The sequence below is a fragment of the Ureibacillus sp. GCM10028918 genome (genome assembly GCF_042666115.1).
GTDB lineage: Bacteria > Bacillota > Bacilli > Bacillales_A > Planococcaceae > Ureibacillus.
The window spans coordinates 1-19,389 of the sequence record NZ_JBHTFK010000022.1; the positions used below are offsets into that span (position 1 = coordinate 1).

At 35.4% G+C, this 19,389-nt stretch carries 16 protein-coding genes; all 16 read right to left on the bottom strand.

Annotated elements, in window-relative coordinates; all coding sequences use genetic code 11:
- Nucleotides 1-188: 188 nt before the first annotated feature.
- Nucleotides 189-1,553, bottom strand: coding sequence for an MFS transporter (locus tag ACFQU5_RS15665; protein ID WP_390289765.1), 1,365 nt, complete (start codon nt 1,551-1,553; stop codon nt 189-191).
- A gap of 150 nt (nt 1,554-1,703) precedes the next feature.
- A complete protein-coding gene (locus ACFQU5_RS15670) occupies nt 1,704-2,807 on the bottom strand; it encodes a 5-methyltetrahydropteroyltriglutamate--homocysteine S-methyltransferase (RefSeq protein ID WP_390289768.1) in 1,104 nt (367 codons plus the stop codon).
- Between the two features lie 105 nt (nt 2,808-2,912).
- The gene (locus ACFQU5_RS15675) at nt 2,913-3,824 is read right to left on the bottom strand and encodes a LysR family transcriptional regulator (RefSeq protein WP_390289771.1); all 912 of its coding nucleotides are present in this window, start codon (nt 3,822-3,824) and stop codon (nt 2,913-2,915) included.
- Nucleotides 3,825-3,981: 157 nt separating this feature from the next.
- Nucleotides 3,982-5,190 carry a SpoIIE family protein phosphatase gene (locus ACFQU5_RS15680; protein ID WP_390289774.1) on the bottom strand — a complete coding sequence of 403 codons (1,209 nt, stop codon included), beginning with the start codon at nt 5,188-5,190 and terminating at the stop codon, nt 3,982-3,984.
- Entirely contained in the window at nt 5,191-6,033 is an 843-nt protein-coding gene (locus tag ACFQU5_RS15685; RefSeq protein ID WP_390289777.1) for an alpha/beta fold hydrolase, read from the bottom strand.
- A gap of 301 nt (nt 6,034-6,334) precedes the next feature.
- Nucleotides 6,335-6,763 (bottom strand): MMPL family transporter, encoded by a 429-nt coding sequence (locus ACFQU5_RS15690; RefSeq protein ID WP_390289907.1) that lies wholly within the window; start codon nt 6,761-6,763, stop codon nt 6,335-6,337.
- A gap of 47 nt (nt 6,764-6,810) precedes the next feature.
- Nucleotides 6,811-7,866 carry a C40 family peptidase gene (locus tag ACFQU5_RS15695; protein WP_390289780.1) on the bottom strand — a complete coding sequence of 352 codons (1,056 nt, stop codon included), beginning with the start codon at nt 7,864-7,866 and terminating at the stop codon, nt 6,811-6,813.
- A 160-nt stretch (nt 7,867-8,026) separates the two neighbouring features.
- On the bottom strand, nt 8,027-10,363 hold the full coding sequence (locus ACFQU5_RS15700) for an ABC transporter permease (RefSeq protein WP_390289910.1): 2,337 nt from the start codon (nt 10,361-10,363) through the stop codon (nt 8,027-8,029).
- 10 nt (nt 10,364-10,373) lie between these two features.
- Nucleotides 10,374-11,135: an ABC transporter ATP-binding protein gene (locus tag ACFQU5_RS15705; protein ID WP_390289783.1), complete on the bottom strand. Its 762-nt coding sequence runs from the start codon at nt 11,133-11,135 to the stop codon at nt 10,374-10,376.
- 153 nt (nt 11,136-11,288) lie between these two features.
- Nucleotides 11,289-12,557 (bottom strand): HAMP domain-containing sensor histidine kinase, encoded by a 1,269-nt coding sequence (locus ACFQU5_RS15710; protein WP_390289787.1) that lies wholly within the window; start codon nt 12,555-12,557, stop codon nt 11,289-11,291.
- Nucleotides 12,554-13,243: a response regulator transcription factor gene (locus tag ACFQU5_RS15715; RefSeq protein WP_390289790.1), complete on the bottom strand. Its 690-nt coding sequence runs from the start codon at nt 13,241-13,243 to the stop codon at nt 12,554-12,556. Before ACFQU5_RS15715 ends, ACFQU5_RS15710 begins: the two co-directional genes overlap by 4 nt.
- 245 nt (nt 13,244-13,488) lie before the next feature.
- Nucleotides 13,489-14,982 carry a sodium:solute symporter family protein gene (locus ACFQU5_RS15720; RefSeq protein WP_390289793.1) on the bottom strand — a complete coding sequence of 498 codons (1,494 nt, stop codon included), beginning with the start codon at nt 14,980-14,982 and terminating at the stop codon, nt 13,489-13,491.
- Nucleotides 14,982-15,134 carry a DUF3311 domain-containing protein gene (locus ACFQU5_RS15725; RefSeq protein ID WP_390289912.1) on the bottom strand — a complete coding sequence of 51 codons (153 nt, stop codon included), beginning with the start codon at nt 15,132-15,134 and terminating at the stop codon, nt 14,982-14,984. The genes ACFQU5_RS15720 and ACFQU5_RS15725 overlap by 1 nt, the downstream gene beginning before the upstream one ends.
- 496 nt (nt 15,135-15,630) lie before the next feature.
- The gene (locus tag ACFQU5_RS15730) at nt 15,631-16,593 is read right to left on the bottom strand and encodes a tRNA dihydrouridine synthase (RefSeq protein ID WP_390289796.1); all 963 of its coding nucleotides are present in this window, start codon (nt 16,591-16,593) and stop codon (nt 15,631-15,633) included.
- A gap of 273 nt (nt 16,594-16,866) precedes the next feature.
- Nucleotides 16,867-17,361, bottom strand: coding sequence for a histidine phosphatase family protein (locus tag ACFQU5_RS15735; protein ID WP_390289799.1), 495 nt, complete (start codon nt 17,359-17,361; stop codon nt 16,867-16,869).
- A gap of 621 nt (nt 17,362-17,982) precedes the next feature.
- Nucleotides 17,983-18,837 (bottom strand): malate synthase, encoded by an 855-nt coding sequence (locus ACFQU5_RS15740; RefSeq protein ID WP_390289802.1) that lies wholly within the window; start codon nt 18,835-18,837, stop codon nt 17,983-17,985.
- Nucleotides 18,838-19,389: the final 552 nt, after the last annotated feature.

Sequence of the window (19,389 nt, forward strand, 5' to 3'; positions counted from 1 at the left end):
GGAATTTAAAAAAGATGACTCCGGTAGAATACCGGAATCATCTAATCGCTGCTTAAATAGCAAGGTTGCTTTTATTAAACTGTCCAAAATTTAGGGCGCAGTTCACATGGAATTCGTTCTTTTTATTATCAACTAAATGTTTTAATGAATTTCTAGATTACTCATTTTCCATGCTTCCAAGTAGAAGTTTATACACTTTTCGCAGAAGACTTTAAGACTGTAACATTATTAGAAGTTGCTTGTTTCGCATCCGCATAGTCTGCTCGATTTTCACGGATCAGACTCATTGCAATTGCACCGAAAATTGCAGCAATACCAATGGCAAAGAAGTAAAATTGCGGTTGCAAGTTAAATGTTAACAGAATCCCCATATAAGTTGGCGCAACAATCGAACCGATGCGTCCAAAAGCCATTGTACTACCAAGTGCAGCTGCTCGAACCTCTACTGAATAATACTGAGCCACATATGCATTGGACATATTTTGTAAACCAACAGAAGCTGCTCCTATTAAAGCAATTAGCCCGTAAGCAATATATATATTTTCTGAGAAGCCAATTAGTACTAATGATGTTGCCCCTACTAAATAAAGAGGGATAAGGACACGTTTGAAACCTAGGAATTGAATTAAGTTTCCGAATATCATCGTTCCAATTATGGCACCTATTTGAAGTACTGCAACAAATAATAAGCTTGATTTTAAATCATAGCCTGCATTCATCATTAATGTTGGAAGCCATGTATTTAAAGAATACATTAGAATAAATGTACAGAAACAAGATAACCAGAACATCATTGTACTTAAACCAAGTTTGTTTTTGAAAAGATCACGAACCGACGATTTTTGTACCTGTTCCTGTTCGACATACTTAAATTGTACATCCTCCGAAAGATTTGGCTCTATTTTACGAAGGACAGCAACCAGATTTTTTGTATCTTTTTGTCTCACTAATGAACTAATAGATTCTGGGATGATGCGTACAAACAATGGTAACAGAAGGAGTGGAATCCCCCCGAGCCAGTAAACTGGCTGCCACCCAAAGTTTTCGAGTAGTATTTGGCCGCTAAATGATGCACTCATCGCACCAACGGAATAGCCGCAAAAAATTAACGAAATAATGGCAGCACGATGTTTTGCCGGTGCATATTCGGAAATTAATGCAGCGATATTGGGCATAACACCACCAAACCCCAGCCCTGCAATAACACGACAAATAATAAAGAAAATAGGTGATGGTGCAAATCCAGATAATAATGTAAAGAAACTAAATAAGAATGTTGTTAAAATAATTATACGCTTTTTTCCAAAACGATCTGCATATAGACCGAACAAGACTGCTCCGATTGCTGTACCAATCGTCGTATAACTGCTGATCCCTCCTGCTACAATATCGGAAATTCCCCAATCCTCTTTTAAAAAAGGAATTGTCGCACCATAAATAACAACATCATAGCCATCAAACATCATGATAAAGAACAAACAAATAACGAGAATGTAATGGAAACCTTTTAATTTACTCTGATTAACGATTTCAATGGGGTTCACTGTATTCATAGAAACCACTCCGATTCGAATTTTATTTAGTAGATAGAGATCATCATATACTTTTCAAAATGTATAATTTTTAAAAATATATGATGGCTTTAATCTACTATTGTTTTTCTATTTTTCTTGTACGCAGAAGATATGGTTGCGCAAAATAGCTTATTGCCAAACTTCCTCTGCAATTTCTTTCACGAATCGAAGTTTCTCCCATTGTTCTTCTTCCGTTAATATATTGCCTTCTTCTGTTGAAGAAAAGCCGCATTGTGGACTTAAGCAAAGTTGTTCAATCGGTACATAAAATGCCGCTTCTTTAATACGCGCAATAATCTTAGCCTTATCTTCTAATTCTCCTGACTTAGAAGTAATTAATCCTAGTACGATCCTTAAATCTTTACGATTAACAAATTTTAATGGTTCAAAGCTTCCTGAACGCTCGTCGTCAAATTCCAGGAATAATCCATCTACATTCAAGCCACCAAATATCACTTCCGAAGCATAGTCATAACCGCCACTTGAAAAATAATTCGACTTATAATTACCACGGCAAATATGCATTGTCACAATTAAATCTTCTGGTTTATGCGCAATGGATTCATTTATCATAGTTTGCATAACGTTCAGTTCCTCCGCAGGATCTAAACCTTTTTGCCTCAGCTTCTTGTGCCCTTCTTCAGAGAATAAATCTGCCCATGCCGTATCATCTAATTGTAAGTAACGGCAACCAGCATCATAAAATGCTTGAATTGCTTTTTGATAAGCTTTAATTGTATCTTGCAGAAATGCTGCTCTGTCCTGATAAATGTCTTCGTTTAAATCAGCACGATAGACAAGCATATTTGGACTTGGAATGGTTTGTTTAACAATCATGTCACCAGCATGCTGTTTTAAAAATTGGAAATGCTGAATGAATGGATGTTCTGAAAAATCTATTTTTCCGACTACACGAATTCCTTCCTTACGAGTCTCCATATTGTGAAAGTTCAGGCCAGTCTCTTTTTCGTAATATTCAATACCATCAAGCCCACCTAAAAAATCAAAATGCCACCAGCTTCTGCGGAATTCGCCATCTGTAATTGCAAGGACGCCATTCTCTTTTTGCTTTTCAATCAGGCGGATAATTTCACTATTTTCTATATTTGCTAGTTCGTCATTAGTAATTGACCCTGAATTATATTGTTCACGTGCCTGTATTAAATTTTCTGTACGTAATAAGCTTCCTACATGGTCATAGCGAAATGGTAAAGTTGTATTTTTTACTGTCATCGTATATAAATCTCCTCTAATTGTAATGTAAGGAAATTGTATCACGATAATTTTGGTAGCATATAACACATATAATTTATCTCTAGCTATAGTTTTAAACTATGGCTAAACTTGTTCTTCAGCAATTGTTTCTTTTAAATACTCAATATAAATATTCGCCAAAGGTGTATTTTCTATATTTTTGTGTGTGATATACCCAACCGTAATCCGTTCATCTACCCGTAAAGGCACCGAAACAATATCTTTACCATTTAATTTTTGACTAATCACACCCGTAGAAATTGTATAACCATTAAGGCCAATTAATAAATTAAAGAGTGTAGCTCGATCACTAACCCGAATATTTTTAGGTCTAGAGATAGTACTTAATATTTCCTCAGAAAAATAAAAAGAATTATAATCTCCTTGTTCAAAGGAAAGATACGGATAGGGAATTAAATCTGATAACGTCACAAACTCTTGCTTTGCGAGTGGATTTCCCGAACTAATAAATACATGCGGCTTTGCCTCAAAAAGTTCGTGAAAAACGAGATTACCTTCTCTAAGAAATTTATTGATCACGTTGCTATTGAAATCATTTACATATAAAATGCCAATTTCACTTCGCAGATTTTTCACATCCTCAATAATTTCATAGGTCCGTGTTTCTCTTAATGTAAATTCGTACTCATCTCGTTTGTAATCTTTTAGTAGGCGTACAAATGCACTTACTGCAAATGCATAGTGCTGAGCTGATACAGAGAAGTGTTGTTGTATTGATTGAGTATTCGTATATCGATTCTCAAGCAGGGCAACTTGTTCGACGACTTGCCTGGCATAACCTAAAAACTCTTCCCCTTCAGGAGTCAGTATAATGCCTTTATTTGTTCTCATAAAAATCCTGATTCCAATTTCTTTTTCCAATTCTTTTAGTGCATTTGAAAGGCTTGGTTGACTAATAAATAGATTTTGAGCAGCTTTACTGATTGAGCGACTCCTCGCCACCTCAATTACATACTTTAATTGTTGCAGTGTCATCCTTCTTTACTCCAATCTGTAATCGAATTTTACTGTTTATCCTATTATCGAGGACCTTGCAATTTTTCAAAAGGGGTTCGGAATGAATTTAATTCCGAACCCCTTTTCATAATCAAAGAGGATGTATCTTAGCCTAATCCCCTTATGGCGAATAAATTTACAATTCTATTAGAATAAAGCATTGATCATCATTGTTATATTTTTCGAATTTATTTTCTCTATTTTCCAACGCATTTTGAATAATGCCTCTTGTCTCCGCAACAGCATTAGATAACGAATCGTGTAATAGGTAGTTTAAGGTGTTTAACTCAAAAGCTTCAGAGACACCGTCCGTATATAAAAGAATTCTTGTACCACTCGTATAGTTAATCTTTTTTGATTTATAAGAAATGTTCTCAAATGTCCCTAATGGAGGATTCGTTGCAAATATTTCTTGCTGATTCCCCTTTTGATCTTGAAGAATCGCAGGAGGATGTCCAGCATTAATGTATTCTATCGTCTGTATACTTGTATCAATATTAATATAAATAGCAGTGCAATAATGCCAAGCATCTTGTTTATTTCTGAATAATTCGTGTAAGTATTGGTCTAATTCTTGCATGATATTTTCAGCAGCTACTCCTTGTGAAATTAACTTTTGAAACAGCGATTGAAGTGACATGGTAATCAAGGCAGATGAAATCCCATGTCCCATTACATCTAATAAAATAATTCCGTATTTTTCAGGGGTAATCTGATAAAACCCATAAATATCACCCGATAATGCTTTTGAAGCATGGTAATAGGATAGAATTTGTATATTTTCATTTATAATATCTTTTGTTAGAGTTGTTTCCTGAATTTTTTTGGCAAGCTGTAATTCGCGTTCTGTATCCAACTTATATTTAGCATTTTGTTTATTGGCCTCGATGAGCTCCTGTTGTTTGCCCTCTAATGACTTAAGGGCACACTCTAATTCTATAAGTGCCTTTTCTTTTTCACGATAAGCATCTTCAGCCATCTTTTTTGCATGAATAATCTCATCTTCAAATGCATTTCGATTGTGCATTGGTAAGATCACACATACAATTTCATTATTTTCCTGCAGGGATGCATTTAATAATACAGGGATTTCCTCTCCGTTTTCAGTAATTAACGAAACATACATTTCCTCAACATAGTGCTTTGCTTTAATAAGCGGGAAAAAATAAAGCTGAATAAAAATTTGAGCGGAATTAGCTAGTGTTACATTAAAATGTTTCCCTATAAGCAGCTCAGGTGATGGGCATTGTAAGATTTTCAGCAATGTCCCATTAATGGATTGAATTATACCATCCCTCGATAGTGTTAAGAATCCACATGGTGCATTTTCTATTAATTCGTCCATTTAAATTTCACCTACACCCTCCCCAACCAGTGATGTAGATTGATTAGTTAAGTATTTTTTTATAGATTGAATGGTTTCATCAGGATCACTCATATGCGGGCAGTGACCGATAGCCTCCATATATGTCAGTGTACTGTTTGGCATATTCTTATTTAAATACTCGCCAACTTCCTTAGGTGCAATAACATCTTCAGAGCATTGTAAAATAAGAGACGAAACAGGTGCTTTTGCGATATACGGCCGACTATCGGTAAAGAAACATGCCCTTGCAAAAGTATTTACAATTAAAGGATCTGTAGAGCAAAAACGATTTTCCAGGTCTTTTGCAACATCCGAACGTCTATTATTATTTAAAAGGTTCATAGAGAAAATATTAGCCCAACCTATATAGTTTTTCTCCATCATAGCTAATAAATTTTCTAAGTCTTCTTTTTCAAAACCACCATAATACTCAGGAGGATCATTCAAATAACAAGGCGATGGTGCGATCATAATAAGACTTGAAAAATATTCAGGTTTTTGAATTGATGCCAATAAACCAATCATACTACTTACGGAATGTCCGACAAATATTGCATCCTTTAAGTTTAAAGCAGCACAAACATCTAACACGTCCTGTACGTAACCGGTGAGTTCACTATATTTAGTAGGCTCAAAAGCTGAAACATCCGAATTACCTAAACCAACATAATCAAATGATATAACTTGGTATTCATCTTCAAATGCAGGTAAAACATCATTCCAAACTGTTTGGTCGCATCCAAACCCAGGCGCGAAGATAATCGATTTCTCTCCCACGCCACTAATATTTACATTATTACGTTTAATAGTATCTTGGCTCACAGTCCAACTCTCCTTTCAAATGGTACTAACTCTATCAATATCATATCACTTTTTGATTAATTAATTATATTTACACATTTTTTTATATTAATTCTATTAAAGATCAACCGTACAAAAATAAAGTATGTACTCGTGTAATTAAACTCTAACATAATATGTAACTTAATGTTGGTTTTACTTACCTTCACACTAATAAAAGAGCGATTGTTCAAATTGAACAATTGCTCTTTTTGGAATAGGAAATAATTTAAAACTAAGTGTATATAGATATAAAAACAATAGTAAAGCCCTATTTCCTTTTTTATGAATTACCTCTTCTTTTTTCCTTAGAAACATATTTTGCTAGTGCATCCGGCAGCGCCATCAATGCCGGAACAAAGAGCGGCAATAATATAAAGCATAGGACAATCAATCCTGTGATGACTGCAATTGCCAATTCCGTTAACAGTATTATTCCAGCCGGCATCAATGTGGCAAAGGTACCGCCAAGAATAATAACTGCCGAAATGATGACGCCTCCAGTATGCTTAGAAGCTAATACAATTGCTTCTTTTGGCGCTAGCTCCGGATATTCCTTAAAGCGCATCATTAAGAAGATACTATAATCTACTCCAAGGGCAACAATGATGATAAAGGAGAAGAATGGGACAAAGGAAGATATTCCATCGTAACCCAATAGATTCAGGAAAATATATATAGAGTTTGTTTTAAAGCAAAAGAAGGCAACAATCGAAACTCGATGTTACCTTCTTAATTACATTTTATCTATAGATAATCTTATTTGATAATACGTTTTGAAAATAGATAATTCTTCGACCAATAAGGATTTTTCAAGACATTGGTTGTAATCATAACACCCTTTGAAGTAGAGGCGTGAATCATATTTCCATCACCCATATAAATACCAACATGTGCTACTCTTCCATCTGTATAGGTGTCATTCATTGTGAAGAACATTAAATCTCCAGCTTGTAGATTTGAAGCGGAAACCGCCACACCTGTACTTGCTTGATCTCTGGATACTCTCGGTAGCTGAACGCCGGCTTTTCCAAAAACAAATTGCGTATAGGATGAACAGTCAAATAATTTTGGTGCTTCAGCTAATGTTGCTCCGTATTTATATTTTGCTCCAATGTAGTTTTTTGCATCATCAAGAATTTTCTTTACTTGTTGCGCTAAAGTGTCTTGGCTATTGTTCTTGACCGGTTCTTGCTCTTTTGCGGGCTCCATTTCTCCTTTTGATGCGTCTGAGTTAGGTATATTCAGGACTTGCCCATCACGAATCACGTTGGATGTAAGATTGTTTGCTCTTTTTAACTCCTCAACACTCATATGGTGAATGCGAGCAATATTATAGAGTGTATCTCCCTGATGCACTACATATTTTTTGGCAGGATTTTGTATTTGAATAGAGCCATTTTCCTTTTTGAACGTAATGTATGAGTTAAATATCGCTCCACCAGCATGAAGAGTGACATACGCCGTTTCATTAATCCATCTAGGCGGCTCGATATTTATATATTCATTACCCTTTCTAGCCCTTGTTCCACCCATTGTAATCCGTATAGTAGTCGACCCATCCGTGATCTCATAGGTCTTTGTATTTTCTTCAAATTTAATGCTATTATAATTTAAGATTTTGGCAAGTTCTATAAATGGCAAGTAGTACACGCCATTTTCTATAATCGGATTAATTCCGCTAACAACTTTTCCATTGACGAAAACACCCGCATTAGGAACAGGTTGGACTTGGGCATTGGTACTAATCGTTCCACTTATACAAATGCCAAAGACTAACATACATACAATTGCCAATCGTAATAAATTCCTCATCGCTTCCTCCTTATATACTTTTTTTATGACTCACAGGGTTATCTTGGCTTTTCATCATTTTTTTATGCTTCTCAATTTTTCAGTTTCTAATATCGGATAATTTAGCTAAAACAGAAAAACGTATTCCTGTGTGAGGAATACGTCCAGTTCGTCTTACCATTTATTCTGTTATCAAACTGTAAGCAGAGATTTTCTTAATTTTTAAAGAAACAAACATTGAGACAATATAGGCTAAAATAAGGATTCCTGCACAAAGGATTAGAATACTTGGCAAATGCATTGTAAAATCCAAACGTTTCACCCCTGCACTTGATAGCAATACGGATAGCATAGGATTAGTGAAAACTATTCCTAACAAACCACCTATTATAACACCTGAAATGATTACAGGCAGAAAACTGATTGAAATTTGATTCATCAATTGAATCGTTGAATATCCCATTGCTTTCATTACGCCAAACTCTTTCTTGCGTTTTGTGATCATCGTTTTAATGACTAGATATAGAATCATTACAACAACTAGAACATTTATCGTCAAAACCATCACCATAACCGCAAATACTGCAGCTGTATACATACTTGTTTGGCTTTCTATATTCTCATCGATATCTAAGGTTTCAACTATAGAATTCCCGTACTGTTCCTGAACATTCTGAATAAAGTCCTTGTTCGATATTCCGTCTAAATATACATAAAGTGTCGTACCTTTATAGTTTGATTGTAATTGTTGAATACCTTCCATTGTTAATGAACCAATCTGTCCGGAATTACCAATTGATTGACTAAGGCCCGTTACAAGAAAACTAGCTGTTTTATTCCCATATTCAACTTCAACCGTGTCGCCAATTCCTTTATTGATTTGATTTGATATTAACCAAGAGATGGATATTTCATTTTCGTGTTTTGGCTGGCGACCTTCATAGACGATATTATTCTCCAGCTGGTTGTAGTGATCCGTCACATTTGTGTAGACATTTTGATCATCAACCCTAGTCTCGATTGTATCGAATATATTCACTTTCCTAACATAATCCATTTGTTCAATACCGCTCATCAGCACTCTAGTGTCTGCATCCGGCTTAACCGCTATATAGACATTTGCCGGTTCAGATCCAAATAAGTCAACAAATGCGGATTTGTCTGAAGCAATGTTGTAATACAGCACAACTGAGAAAACTGTGGCAAAAGTTAATGCCATCACAATTAAACTAATCATTATATTTTGTTTCGAATTTGAAAGCATTGACTTAATAGCAAGCAGAAAATGAAGACCACCTTTCGCTCTTGCCAAAGGAATATGGTTTTTTCTAAAACTATGGGTTTGGATACCTCCACGAAGTGCGGCAACAGGCAAAATTTTTCGTACACGCAAGGCGGATACTAACGTTACGATGACAACACAAATCGTCACAATTACAATGCCTATTAAGTTAACGACCATATCAAGGTTTTGTGTCCATATTAATCCGGATATGGTTGAAATAATACTTCCAATCAATGGCATGAGCGCGTATGACAATGCTATTCCGATTACACTCGCACAAAGGGCAATAAGATTATATTGAAGAATAATCGATGAAAGAATTTGCCCACTTGTATAGCCAATCGATTTTAGTACTCCGATATTGGCCATTCCATCTTCAATATTATTGGAAACACGGAATTTAATGACAATGAGTGAAACAAGTACGATAATTGCTGCAAAAGCTACTAATATTGTCGCTATGATATTGATAGTCAATGTGTTTACACTTTCAACCATTTCAATATTTATACCAAAAATGTATGGTGTATCTTTCTCCCCTTGAGATTTCCTTACATCTTGGATGAAATCATTTTCCAATCTCGCAGAGTTTGTACTGTCTTTCATCACTGCAGAAAGACTTATCCATTTCGATTGATTTTCTAGTTCATCTACTAATGATTGATAAGAATTTTGCGGCAACATAAATTTCATAACACCAATATTATTTGTACCCATCATGGTTGTTTCGAAAAATCCAGCAACACGATATTCATAATCCTTATCTTGTAATGTGATGGTGAAGTCATCACCTAATTCGTAACCCCCAACCGTTTTAAAGCTGTAAGGAACAAATATATCATTGGCACTCGATGTATTTAATTTTTCTACTAACTTAAGCGGTCCAATATTCCGATTAGCATCTGCATTATACATAACGGCACTGTTCGTTAGCTCACCATTGCCAAATTTATAATTAGCTAGGTTCATATGGATAATCTCTTCTGTTTCCGCCTCTTTTATTCCAGGATAGTTCGCCAAAAACTCTTCATGAGTCGAATTATAATTTGCTTGATCCATCACTATTGTCACATGAGGATCATTTAATTGTTCTGCTTTCTGGTCAAAAAACATATTTAGTTGAGTAATAACCATTAGGCCGATATTAAGAAGAAGCGCCGCAACCAAAATGAAGATAAATAAAGAAACGGTAGCAGATTTACTTTTTTTTATATTCGCCATAGCAAGGTTCATAATTTTCACCCTACCACCCCATTTCTGCCAGGAAAGTCTTAAGTTCATTAAGTCGTTCTACATTCCTTTGTTCGCTGTATCCACCTAACTGTAAATCTCCACAAATGATTCCATCTCGCAAATATAAAATTCGATTTCCGCGCAAGGCGGTTTTAATATCATGCGTGACCATGACAATACTCTGACCGTTTCGATTTATATCTGTTAAAACATCTAACACGCTATCACTAGAAGCAGAGTTTAATGCTCCGGTTGGTTCATCCGCAAAAAGGATTGTTGGGTTGTTTATTAAAGCACGAACAATTCCAACCCGTTGAGCTTCACCACCAGATAGTTGGGTCGGAAATTTAGACCATGCGTTTTCATTGATTCCCACCTGTATCAATAAATCTTTCGCTTTTTGTACGATTTCACGCTTATTCTTATTTACTAAAAGTCCACTTGCCAGTACATTATCGAGTACGCTCATATTGTCTAGTAAATATATTTGTTGAAAGACAAAACCACAATTGTTTCTCCTAAAAATCGCTAGTTGATCGTTATTTAGCTTAGATAAGTTTTTACCGGCAAAATCGATTTCACCTAATGTCGGTTTATCCATCCCACTCATTGCGTAAAGCAGCGTGGATTTCCCTGATCCAGAACTGCCCATTATGATGGTAAAATCCTCTTCTATTAAACTGATATCCAGGTTTTTCAAAACATGCTGTTGAATTCCACCACTGGAAAAGGTTTTACATAGTTTTTCCGTTTTAATAATTGTCTTTGACATATTTTTAAAGCACTCTCCCTTATTTTCAACTCAAAGAAAAAAGACCGTAATGGTGATTACAGTCTTATCATACAAAACGAATTCTTATTAAATCTTTATGCAATTCTTAAATAATTCTTAAATATTGAAGCGGTGGACTTTTGATGATTGAAGTTAATATGCAAGCTTGATTTTCAAGACGACAGTAAAGCCATCCTCCCTGTTGAAACAGCTGATTTGGCCATACATATTTTCCATGAAGTACTTCGATATATAAAGACCAAGACCTGAACCATTCTTGCCTTCGACATTTTTTCCGCGATAATATTTATTGAACAGTAGAGGCATTTCTTCTTCGCTAACTCCTGCTCCGAAGTCTATAATGTGGAGTTCAAGATACCCTTGTATGATTTGAAATTTAATCGTCACATTTGTACCTGCGTATTTATAAGAATTACTGATAATATTGTCTATTACCTGCTGCATACGCACGGAATCCATTAAAATAATACATTGTGGAATTGGATTATGGACGATTTGGTTATCATAATTAACGTTCTCAATCATGTCCGCAAGCACTTCGCTCATTTCTTCAGCTACCGTTAATTTTAATTGTTGAAGTTCTTCTAGTGTGGCGTGAAACATATCCGTAACAAGCAAGTTAATTTGCTCTGCTTTGGTATAGATTGTACTCACTTGCTTAATCACCTTATCGTCTTTTGCCTGCAATAGCATTAGTTCACTAATGGCTTTAATTGAAGCGATTGGCGTCTTAATATCGTGACTTAGAGTGGCAACAAGCTCTTTCTTGCTACGATTGGACTCGTACTCTCGTTGACGAGCAGCACCAAGTTCTTCACGCAATAAATCAAAGCTTTCCGTGAATGCACCAAAGTAATTGTTTTTGTCCATATTTAATGGAATGTCTAAATTCCCTCTAGCCACATTCACTGCGAAACTTTGAAGCTGCTGAAACGGTTTCAATAACGTTCTGTCAATATAAGCAATAATCAGTATAGAAATCATCAAGAATAGTCCGAAAATCAAACTGATGGACGTAATTAGTTCACGTTTCATTTGTTGCATTATTTCTTGTTCGTTGTTACGAATAATTAACTTCCCTACAATTTCGTTATTCTGCCGAAGATCGATGAATGTATCTCTATTTTTTATCGCTTCGTTTATATTGTTAAATTGATTGCCTGGTGTATGGTAAATCACGTTTCCCGAGTGATCGATAATAGAGAATGGTTGTATTATGTCGCTGTTGTGAAAAGTTTCTTCGTTAAGTTTTCCCCAATTTTTTTCAACTGTTTTCACTACATCATTTATGGCTACAAGATCCATTTCAGGAGTATTTTTATTATTAATAATTGTAAATGACATTGTAATTCCAACAGCAAAAAACGCCACAATCATGACCACCAGCAATTTAATTCTCAATGTTCTGCATCCTCTAAAACATATCCTGTTCCCCATACAGTTTTTATAAATTTCGGCTCTTTTGGGTTACGTTCAATTTTCTCACGCAAATGCCGGATATGTACATTTAGGGTTCCATCCCCTACGAAGGAATCTTCCCATACATTTCGAAACAGCTCATCTTTTGAGATGATACGATTTTTATTTTTCGCCAAATAATATAAAAGTTTATATTCCATAGTTTTTAGTTGAATATCAATACCATTTACTCGGACACGATGAAGTTTCGGATCAATTTGAATCTGGCCAAACTCTAAAACTTCTTGCTGTTTGCTGGAACTGCTGCCATATCTTTTGAGTACTGCTTTTACTTTTGCCAATAAGATACTCAGTGTATATGGCTTTTGTATGTAATCATCGCCACCTATGTTAAGCGCGATTAAAACATCGTCATCACTGGAACGGGCACTTATAAATAGTATCGGAATCTGCGTTGTTTTACGCAATTTTTTACACAAGTCAAATCCCGATTCGTTACCCAGATTGATGTCCAGCAGAAGCAATGATGGTTCATGTTCCTCCAAAAAACGTTCGCACTCCACCGCGCTTGCCACAAATGCCGTTTTGACTTCAAACATATTAAAATATTCACAAGTTGTTTCAGCTAAAGCGATTTCGTCATCTACAATTAAACAATCTAATTTCATGGTAAATCTCCTAGAGTAAGACTTCCCTACTGGTTTAACAGGATATTAAAAGTATACAATAAATCGGATAAGTAAGTGTAAATTTATGGATATATGTAGTGATTAAAGAAGCTGAATTTGAAAAATTTCTCGCTCTCATAGCATATCTTTAACCTTCACACAGTTTCATTTCAATTCAAATCTCTTTATTTAAAGTGAAGAGGGGATGCTTTCTATGTGAAGCATCCCCTCTTGAAAATTTGCTTTTAAGCATTTTTTCGAATATCCAGATTTTCTTGCTTCGTAAATAATTGGTTCATAATTGGGTTAGATTTACGATTGATTTTCTTAACAAAAAGCGGATTTAGAATAACAAGTACCAGGACATTTGCTAATAGTCCCCAGAAACCTTCATAAATACCGAATGTCATTCCAGTTCCAGATACAGTAAACGTAACAACTAATCCAACAATTAGCCCAATTATAGTTGCTTCTTTAGTTTGGTTTCTCCAGAACAAACTAAAGACAATGGCAGGGAAGATTTGAACCATTCCAGATACCCCCAGAAGTTGAAGCGATACAAGTGCAGTTGGGAACAACATTCCGAATATCAATGCCAATCCGATAACGACAAATACCATTGAACGTGTAATGAGCGTTAATTTTGCAGGTGCTACCTTCGGATTAATGAAATCACGATAAATATTATTCGCAAACAGATTGGAAGCACCGATTGCCATGATGGAACATGGAATAAGTGACGCGAGTGCAATGGTAGCATAGGCTAGTCCTTGAATCACCCCGCCGTAAGACACTTGAATTAAATTTAATAATGCAAAACGAGGATCGCTCCCCTCTGGCAACACATGAAATGCAGCAAACCCTAGAAAAACAACAAGAATCAACACAATATTATAAAGTGGCAGATAGATGGCATTTTTTCGTAGTGTATCAGCATTTTTCGCCGTGAATACGCCAGTTGCACCATGAGCCCACATAAATAACGCTAGTCCAGAGACAAGTGAAGCAGTCAGGAACCAAGGAATTCCTTTTGGTCCAGTCGTCGGGATAGTGAGAAGTTCAGGAGATTCGACCACAATTTTATTAATCATGGATCCCCAACCGCCAAAATGGATGATTGGAATAGATACAACAAGGAACAACATAATAACCCATATTAAAATATCTTTAATAATAGCCGTATAGGTTGGTCCTTTGATTCCACTAAAGAAAGTATAAAGTGCCACTAATAGGAACGATATGATAACAACAACTTGAACATTAATAAACCCCGTACCAGCTACTCTTAATGTATCTTGTATACCAGCTAACTGTAAATCAATATATGGGATAAGCATTAATACACCTACAACCGCTATAAGAAGGGATAAAAATTTACTGTCAAATCTCCCCTTTGCATAATCGGCAAGTGTGGTAAATTTAAATTCTTTAGAAACCTTCCACAACTTTGGTAAATAGAAATAAGAAATAAAGAAAGCAATAATAGTATAAGGAATAGCAAAAAATGCAAGGCTTCCACCTGTATAGGCTGTACTCGTTAAACCCAGGAAAGTATAGGCTGTATATAAATCAGCACCTACTAAAAGCCAAACGAGCAATGGTCCAAATTTCCTTCCGCCTACTGACCACTCTTCTACAGAACTCCTGCTCGATTTATCTCTTCCAGCTATAAATCCAATTACTACAACTGTAAGTACAATAAAGCTTGTGACTAACAAAGCTGTTAAATTTCCTTGCATTATTCAATGCTCCCTTCGGATTTTTGTATTCGATAAATGAGATATGTACAGACTGGAACAATAATCATACCTAAAAATAGCCAGAAATGAAAAAATGGCAATCCTAGAATAATAGGATGAATCCGATTCACAAAAGGTATGGCCCCTAGCATAATAACAAAAGGTAAAATAATTAAAATTAGAATTATCAGTCTCTTCACTATATATTTCCTCCTTCAAAATTATCGAAATAGTATATTATATTGAAATAGTTAGAATTTAATAATAATAACATAAAGTTCACGTAAAACAAGAAGATGTTTTTTAAAAAAGAAGAATGTGGTCTAAGAAGGCTTATTATTGTTTCCACTTCTACAAAAATAAAAAAAGGCAACTTCCATTTACGGTTAGTTGCCTTCTTTTAAGCTGGTACCTTCAGCTACATATGATATTAAAATTTATGTTGAGTACATTTTATTACTAAGGTTCCGAGATGTTTTTATTCTTTCACATGCATTAAACCCAAGATAGGTTCCATATCTAACCAAACCCATAATGAAAATTAGCTGGAATGAGTCCGGTTCAATACCGAAGTCACACCAGCCAATCTACCGCATAATATAAACTGTAACTTTTTTAGGATTACATTATACAACTCTTCCAGTCCCATCAAGATTCTTTTTCAAAGTTATCAAGTAATGCACGCACTTCATCTGTTGACTTCGTGCTCATCAATTGATTTCTTAGTTCACCAGCTCCTCGGAATCCTTTGACATAAATTTTGAAAAAGCGATGAAGCCCCGTGATTGAACGTGGCAATTCTTCCGCATATTGATCTTGAAGATCAAGCTGATATCGTAGGAGGTCCAAGTACTCCTTACTACTATGCTCTTTCGGCTCTTTTTCAAAAGCAAAAGGATTTTTAAAAATTCCGCGTCCAATCATCACGCCATCTACACCATACTTTTCTACAAGCTCTAGCCCTACTTGACGGTCAGGAATATCTCCATTAATTGTTAATAGAGTGTTTGGTGCGATACGGTCACGCAATTTTTTGATTTCAGGAATCAGTTCCCAATGGGCATCTACTGCGCTCATTTCTTTTCTTGTACGTAAATGAATGGAAAGGTTCGTAATATCTTGTTGTAAAATATGCGTTAGCCACTCCTCCCACTCATTTATATCCTCAAAGCCAAGTCTTGTTTTCACACTTACAGGCAATCCGCCCGCTTTCGCTGCTTGGATAAGTTCTGCCGCTGTATCTGGACGCAGAATAAGGCCACTACCTTTCCCTCTCGATGCCACATTCGGTACAGGGCAGCCCATGTTAATATCAATGCCTTTAAACCCCAGTTCTGCCATGCCAATACTCATTTGACGGAAATAGTCGGGATTATCCCCCCAAATATGCGCCACCATTGGCTGTTCATCTTCTGTAAAATGCAAACGGCCACGAACACTCTTCATTCCCTCTGGATGACAATAGCTATCCGAGTTAGTAAACTCGGTAAAAAATACATCCGGTCGACCGGCTTTACTAACTACATGACGGAAAACAGTATCCGTCACATCTTCCATTGGCGCTAATACAAAAAATGGACGTGGTAAATCACGCCAGAAATTATCTTTCATTCAAATCAAATCCTTTCATGTGCATTTCGGGATAAACTGTCAAACTCCCATCCCAAAATTAAAAGCAATAGGTGCCACATCTATTCTGTTATTATTATTTTATAATAAATACCCAAACCAACAATCAATTTCAGAGGTCCCTGGTTTAAGTAATTCGGTCATTATTATAGTATAACCTAGCTTATTAAGTTTATCTTCACACAGTTTACTCTTCAACTAGAATTTTATTTGAGAATTAGCTATAATTGGCACTTTCGTTCTTATTCTGGAAATTTAGAAGATCAGTAGGTGATCTTGTTTGTTTAGGAACTTTATTATGCTATTATCTTCTCTTATATCTATTAAATGCAAACCAGTATCTCCTGTAGCAAAGATAGTTTTACTGTTGTTTGGCAGATTGAGAACACCCTTTAAGAAATTAGAGATAAGTCCTCCATGTGATACGATTGCTACTCTTTTATACTGTTTATAATCTACAATAATCTTATTAAATACTCTCTCAGCCCTAAAACGTAAATCTAACTCTGATTCACCATCTTTAATCGGCACATGAATTGGCCTTCCTCCATCAGGAAAAGGATATTTAATGGATGCCTCTTTCCTGGACATTCCTGCTAGTACACCATTATTAAACTCCATGAGATCATCTACTTCCACAAGCTCACAACCTATTACTTCTTGCAGGAGATCTGCAGTCTTTTTTGCTCTCTTCAGAGGACTTGTCAGAATAATTTCGGGTCTAACATTCCCTTCTACGTATTGAGCCATTAATCTAGCTTGTTCCTCCCCCAACTCCGTTAAGGGATAATCTGCTCTCCCTCGTGAACTTCTAATATATCCGCTTCAGATTGTCCATGTCTTATGATTAATAATTCCATTCCCTGGCCTCCTTAATTTAGTACTTCCTTTAACTATAAAAATAGAGAGATTTTATATCTCATAATGAAATTTTTGATGACGATTTGGGCATATTTTTCTTCAACTATCCCATATTGTACCAGCCTGCCTCGTTCATTCAATTACTTCAACAAAACTAACTTTATTTCTTTTTAATGTACAACAAGAAAAAAAGAACGAATTTTCCCAACGGGTATTCGTTCATTTCTCATTATACTATTTCTAACCGAGCGACTGCTTCACAATGTGCAGAGTGTATGTGGCAACACAGTATGAGGTACTGGTAAGATTTGAATTTAGTATTTTTAATAATGAATAGTGCAAATGCTGTAGATTGAGTCATTTGTACTTTAATTAAAATTTATTTAAATTTATCTCTATTAATTCTCACCCAAAAATATAATAGCAATTAATATTAACGGACATTACCATATAGCAACCAGTTGGATGAATTACATGAAATAACTTTGTAAACAATCTTCTGGCTAACACCTAAATACGCATCAATGTGCCATTTGGTTTTGGTAACTCTTGAGCTGTGATTTGATTCATTTTACAAAAATGTTTAAAAAATTGTTGTGCCAGCTCTCGCTCCTTCGGGTCACTTTTCAACGAAGCGATATCAAGCAAAATTTGAGCCATCCATAAATTATCAAAATAACGGTGTTTACCTGTATTCCATGTCATTTTGTCGGGGGACTTCTCATTTATATAATACTCCCAGAAAAGCAGCTGATCCGATTCCTGTTCTGTAAGTTGGAGTTTGTATTTTGAATGGGCAGGAACATATCCATCTTCACAAAGTTTTCCGATAAAATCTTCATTCACCATATAGACACCTAAAATACGTCTGTCTTTTTCCGGCATGCGAGAACCTATTGATGTTAGTAGGACAGCGCTATTTTGATGCAAGCGGATAGGTTTGTTGGGTTTCCCCTTGTTATTACCACTTTTTATTACGCCTGAAAAAATCCTCCACTCTGAAAAAACTTTATTCTGTTCTTCTGTGTCACACCAAAAGACCAATTGTGATTCCGGATGCAGTTTATGATTTTTCATTAGTTTTTCGTGTTCTAAGCGAAGTTCCTGGTTTTTTCGTTGCAGTTTTCTATCCTCTTCCTTTTTCCATTCTTCCTCCTTTCGTTCATTTTCCTTTTTTTGTATTATATTTTCGAGTGATATAGCATCACTAGTATCATGAAGTTTTAAGTGCTTTCCGAATACATCCGGAAAAACAAACATTTTGTTTTCCGATGCGAATTGTATTTCAATACTAGAATCATTATGTTTAACTATGCTACCCATGCCAAAAAGCTTGTGTGTAACTTTCTTATTGATTAAGTTCATTATTTTAGTCCTCCTTGTAGAATAAAAATAGGAAATTGATAATTTTATTCAACTAACTTCTTTTATAGCTCACACAAATGTTTGGATTTTTTCCTCGGTTTAAAAAAGGAAATAAAAAAACGCATCCTTAATTCGATCTACAAAAAACAGCGGAATTAAGAATACGATTAAAAACAATTGCAAGTCCATTGTAACACTTTTCTGAAAATAATACAAATTTATTATTGACACTACATTTTATTGTGAGGTAAAATGTAATTTTATTCTTTAGACTACCTCTAAATACTATGAAATAATGGCTTCTTTGATTTAAAATTCTGAATCCCATTACCTGTACTACTAATCATATAAATCCCCTATTTTCACTTGGATTATATTTCTAAAGTCCTGCTACTATATTGATTTTCGGAATAAAAAAACCTTGAAAATTCCGTCAGTAAACATTTTTCAAAGGTTTTGATTATTATTTTAACTCCAGAATCGCGAGTGCTTCACAGGGGGCAGAGTGTATGTGGCAACACAAGGATGTTGGTGGGTTAATTATTTTGATGT